Origin of the sequence: Providencia sp. PROV269 (assembly GCF_028477785.1) — a bacterium.
GTDB classification, from domain to species: domain Bacteria; phylum Pseudomonadota; class Gammaproteobacteria; order Enterobacterales; family Enterobacteriaceae; genus Providencia; species Providencia rettgeri.
The window spans coordinates 1-4,361 of the sequence record NZ_JAMPLV010000028.1 but is presented as its reverse complement, the minus strand read 5'-3'; the positions used below and the strand labels follow the sequence as shown (position 1 = coordinate 4,361).

Genomic DNA, 4,361 nt, shown 5'->3' with positions numbered 1-4,361 from the left:
TTTTAAGGTTGTGTCAGTACTGACTGACCGCACCATATTGCTGATATGGCTCAGTTGGTAGAGCACACCCTTGGTAAGGGTGAGGTCCCCAGTTCGAATCTGGGTATCAGCACCATATAATCGGCATTTAAAAAGAATTTACCTAGCGGCAATAGCGCGGTGGTCCCACCTGACCCCATGCCGAACTCAGTAGTGAAACGCCGTAGCGCCGATGGTAGTGTGGGGTCTCCCCATGTGAGAGTAGGGAACTGCTAGGTTTTAAATATAAAGAAGCCACCCATTGGGTGGCTTTTTGCATTCTATTAATAGCGCAATTCTCACTAATTATCTTATTTTCCTAATCTTGCTATTCACTCTTAATCCAGCCTGATAGACTTATCCTATCCTAGTTTTATTTGTACTGAAGGCTGTAATGAACCTAACGTCTGAACTTAAATCATTTAATAGCTTTGGCATTCAAGCAAAAGCATTATCAATTGTTTTTGTGGATAACCAAGAATCTTTACTCCAACAATGGGTCGAGGCTAAAAATCAGCAACTCCCAGTATTATTATTAGGGGGGGGAAGTAATGTTCTATTTGTTGCAGACTTTGAAGGTGTTGTAATTATTAATCAGCTTAAGGGAATAGAAATAACAGAAGATAACAGTTATTGGTATGTTCATACTCAAGCAGGTGAAAATTGGCATCAATTACTTGAAACATTATTGAGTAAAGGTATTTGTGGTGCAGAAAATTTAGCATTAATCCCGGGTTGTGTGGGTTCTGCACCCATTCAAAATATAGGTGCTTATGGTATAGAGCTGAAAGATATATGTGAGTATGTTGATGTGCTTTCCCTTGAAACAGGCAGAGTAATACGACTAACAGCTTCAGAGTGCCAATTTGGCTATCGTGATAGTATTTTTAAGCATGAGTATCAATATGGCTATGTCATCATCAGTGTTGGGTTAAAATTAGCTAAAGAATGGGTTCCTAAGCTTATGTATGGAGATCTTGCTCAACTTGATCCCAATACAGTAACACCAGAGCAAGTATTTAATTCGGTATGCCAAACACGTAGAAGCAAATTACCTGACCCAACAGTAACGGGCAATGCGGGTAGTTTCTTTAAAAATCCTGTTATTTCAGCAGAAAAGGCACAGGCCATAAAAATAGCTTATCCTAATTGCCCTCAATATGAACAAGCAGATGGTAGTGTTAAATTAGCCGCAGGTTGGTTAATTGACCAGTGCGGTTTAAAAGGTCATCAAATAGGTGGCGCAGCTGTTCACACCCAACAGGCGTTGGTATTAATTAATAAACAGCACGCAACAGGGCAAGATATTGCTAACTTGGCGAAATATGTGAGCCAAACGGTAGCAAAGCGCTTTGATATTATTTTAGAGCCAGAAGTAAGGTTTATCGGTCGAGTGGGAGAAGTTAATGCAATGGATTATATTCGATGAAAGAAACTAATATTCCTTTACAGCTAATTGATATCTTAGCTGATGCTCAGGTCCATTCGGGGGAGCAACTCGGTGAACAATTAGGAATGACAAGATCTGCAATTAATAAACATATCAAAACATTGCGCTCTTGGGGATTAAATATAGAAACAATAGCTGGCAAAGGCTATAAGCTTCCATATCAAATCAATTTATTAAGTGAAGAAGCCATTAAAAAGCAAATTGATGATGTGAATATTATTGTTGAGCCAGTGATCGATTCAACAAACCAATATATGTTAGAGCGTATTGCTGAGCTTAAATCAGGAGATACTTGCTTAGCCGAATATCAAAGTGCTGGACGTGGTAGAAGAGGGCGTCAGTGGATATCTCCATTTGGTTGTAATCTATATCTTTCAATGTATTGGAGATTAGAACAAGGCCCAGCAGCAGCAGTGGGACTAAGTCTGGTTGTGGGCATCGTAATTGCTGAAGTTTTAAATAGAATTAGTCAAGAAAAAGTGAAAGTAAAGTGGCCTAATGACCTGTATATGAATGATAAAAAACTTGCAGGAATTCTTGTTGAATTAACTGGTAAAACAGGAGATGCAGCTCATATTATTATTGGTGTTGGTATTAACATTGGAATGAATAATAACAATATTGAAAGTTCAAAATCAATAACACAAGAATGGTCATCACTAAGAGATGAGGTTGAAAATATAGAGCGTAATGAATTATCTGCTAATATTATTAAGTCATTAAGAGAATCTTTAGTTATATTTGAACACGAAGGACTAAAACCATTTTTAGAGCGATGGTTTAAACTAGATAATTTTCTGAACAGGCATGTTAAGTTATTGATAGGTAATGATGTAATATCAGGTATTGAGCGTGGCGTTAATGATCAAGGTGCATTATTACTACAAAAAGATAATGGAGAAATAATTCCCTATATTGGAGGGGAAATATCCTTAAGGCTAAACGAGTGATATATTATTGGCCGGAGATAAGCCGGCCAATATAAATAATTATTTTCTTAATCTAACACTCTGAATAGTATGGTTCTCACCTTTAGTCATAATTAAACTGGCTCTTTCCTTCGTTGGTAATATATTTTCTTCAAGATTTAATCCATTAATTTCATCCCAAATAGACCCTGCAATATTAATAGCTTCATCTTCACTTAATTTAGAGTAGCTATGGAAATAAGAATCAGGATCTGAGAATGCACCTTGCCTAAATTTAAGAAACCGACCGATATACCATTGTTTTAATAATTCAGGTGCAGCATCGACATAAATGGAAAAATCAACAAAATCAGATACAAAGACATGATGAGGATCTTGCGGGTAATCCATATCACTTTGTAAGACATTCAGCCCTTCAAGTATTAAAATATCAGGTTGATCAATGATTTGTTCTTGGTCAGGAACGATATCATACGTTAAATGTGAATAAACAGGAGCCTTAACGTTACGTGCACCTGACTTTATTTGCGACACGAAGTTAACGAGTTTTCGCATATCATAAGATTGCGGAAACCCTTTTTTCTTCATGATATTCCTATCTTTTAATACTTGATTAGGATGTAAGAAACCATCAGTTGTAATCAAGTCAACTTTACGGTGTTCTGGCCAACGAGTGAGTAGTGCTTGTAGTAAACGTGCAGTTGTACTCTTACCAACAGCTACACTACCTGCTATACCAATAATATAAGGCACTTTTGCGCCATTAGTTCCAAGGAATTGCTCTAGGACAGCCTGACGACGCAAGTTTGAGCTGATATAAAAATTCAATAAACGCGATAAAGGTAGATAAATCTCTATAACATCTTCCATAGAGAGTTCTTCGTTAATCCCTTTTAACTCTAGAAGTTCACTCGATGTTAATGTAAGTGGAACTGAATCACGTAACGTTGCCCAGTGTTCTCTATCAAACTCTAAGTATGGCGTAGTAATAAAATTTTCTTTCTTTTTCATAAACCAACATCTGCCTATTTTATGCAGGTTGGACAGGTTGCCTAAACACCCGTATCCATAAAATTTGCTAGCATCATAGCGAGTGAAAGTGGGGAGGCGTAGGTTTTTTTCTATTTTTTATGAGTTTTTTTTGATGTAGGCAGAAAAAATGATACTGAGTGATGAAAAAAACACCTAAAAATGAGAGGCTAAAATTGTGATATCGAATAAAAAATAATAATTTTAAAAATTTTAAGCCTCTTTCTCTCTTTACTGACCAAATGATAATGGACTATAGTTAACAGCTGCTGTTGATGTTTTAAGCTTAAAATAGTTAAAAAATCAACAAAAAGCCCAAAAGCGAACAAAATGTGAGCGAACAAACAAAAAAATTAATTTTTTTGTTGCAACCTGCGCCGACTCTACCTAGAATGCGCAGCACTTGATGCCGGCATAGCTCAGTTGGTAGAGCAACTGACTTGTAATCAGTAGGTCCCGAGTTCGACTCTTGGTGCCGGCACCATTAACAATTTGGATAGGTGGGATACCCAAGCGGCCAAAGGGAGCAGACTGTAAATCTGCCGTCACAGACTTCGAAGGTTCGAATCCTTCTCCCACCACCATCTCCAAGAAATTTTCTTAAGAGAAAATTTTGAGGAACAGTTTAACAGCTGATAACTCAGGTAGCCGAGTTCATTGCGGGCATCGTATAATGGCTATTACCTCAGCCTTCCAAGCTGATGATGCGGGTTCGATTCCCGCTGCCCGCTCCAAGATGTGCTGATATGGCTCAGTTGGTAGAGCACACCCTTGGTAAGGGTGAGGTCGGCAGTTCGAATCTGCCTATCAGCACCACTTCCCTTATGTTCTCACTAATCTCCCTGATTTGTCTCCTGAAAAAAACAAGCGAAATAAATTCTTGCTTGGTTGATGTGGTTTAACCACCGATTCCGTGTCTTAGAGGGACAATCTAA

The 4,361-nt window shown here is 37.9% G+C and carries 3 protein-coding genes, 5 tRNA genes and 1 rRNA gene; 8 read left to right on the top strand and 1 reads right to left on the bottom strand.

What is annotated here, in order from left to right:
* The first annotated feature begins 39 nt into the window (after positions 1 to 39).
* The 4 genes from PR683_RS20300 to birA all read left to right on the top strand — a co-directional run bounded on the left by PR683_RS20300 (position 40) and on the right by birA (position 2,418).
* A tRNA-Thr gene (locus tag PR683_RS20300) sits at positions 40 to 115 on the top strand.
* Positions 116 to 141: 26 nt separating this feature from the next.
* Positions 142 to 257, top strand: a 5S ribosomal RNA gene (rrf, locus tag PR683_RS20295).
* A 155-nt stretch (positions 258 to 412) separates the two neighbouring features.
* Positions 413 to 1,447, top strand: a complete 1,035-nt coding sequence (gene murB / locus PR683_RS20290; protein ID WP_109913346.1) for a UDP-N-acetylmuramate dehydrogenase — start codon at positions 413 to 415, stop codon at positions 1,445 to 1,447.
* Positions 1,444 to 2,418 carry a bifunctional biotin--[acetyl-CoA-carboxylase] ligase/biotin operon repressor BirA gene (birA, locus tag PR683_RS20285; protein WP_117163081.1) on the top strand — a complete coding sequence of 325 codons (975 nt, stop codon included), beginning with the start codon at positions 1,444 to 1,446 and terminating at the stop codon, positions 2,416 to 2,418. Before murB ends, birA begins: the two co-directional genes overlap by 4 nt.
* Before the next feature lie 39 nt (positions 2,419 to 2,457).
* Here birA and coaA read toward each other — a convergent pair whose 3' ends face one another.
* Entirely contained in the window at positions 2,458 to 3,408 is a 951-nt protein-coding gene (gene coaA, locus PR683_RS20280) for a type I pantothenate kinase (RefSeq protein ID WP_109913348.1), read from the bottom strand.
* 426 nt (positions 3,409 to 3,834) lie between these two features.
* Between coaA and PR683_RS20275 the strand changes: the two genes are divergently transcribed.
* The 4 genes from PR683_RS20275 (at position 3,835) to PR683_RS20260 (ending at position 4,242) form a co-directional block, all read left to right on the top strand.
* Positions 3,835 to 3,910 (top strand) — tRNA-Thr (locus PR683_RS20275).
* Positions 3,911 to 3,925: 15 nt separating this feature from the next.
* A tRNA-Tyr gene (locus PR683_RS20270) sits at positions 3,926 to 4,010 on the top strand.
* 75 nt (positions 4,011 to 4,085) lie between these two features.
* A tRNA-Gly gene (locus tag PR683_RS20265) sits at positions 4,086 to 4,160 on the top strand.
* A 6-nt stretch (positions 4,161 to 4,166) separates the two neighbouring features.
* Positions 4,167 to 4,242: transfer RNA gene (locus PR683_RS20260), tRNA-Thr, on the top strand.
* Positions 4,243 to 4,361 lie beyond the last annotated feature (119 nt).

Excerpts from the sequence above, each read along its gene's own strand:
- murB (WP_109913346.1), top strand. The coding sequence starts at position 413 with ATGAACCTAACGTCTGAACTTAAATCATTTAATAGCTTTGGCATTCAA.
- birA (WP_117163081.1), top strand. The coding sequence starts at position 1,444 with ATGAAAGAAACTAATATTCCTTTACAGCTAATTGATATCTTAGCTGAT.
- coaA (WP_109913348.1), bottom strand. The coding sequence starts at position 3,408 with ATGAAAAAGAAAGAAAATTTTATTACTACGCCATACTTAGAGTTTGAT.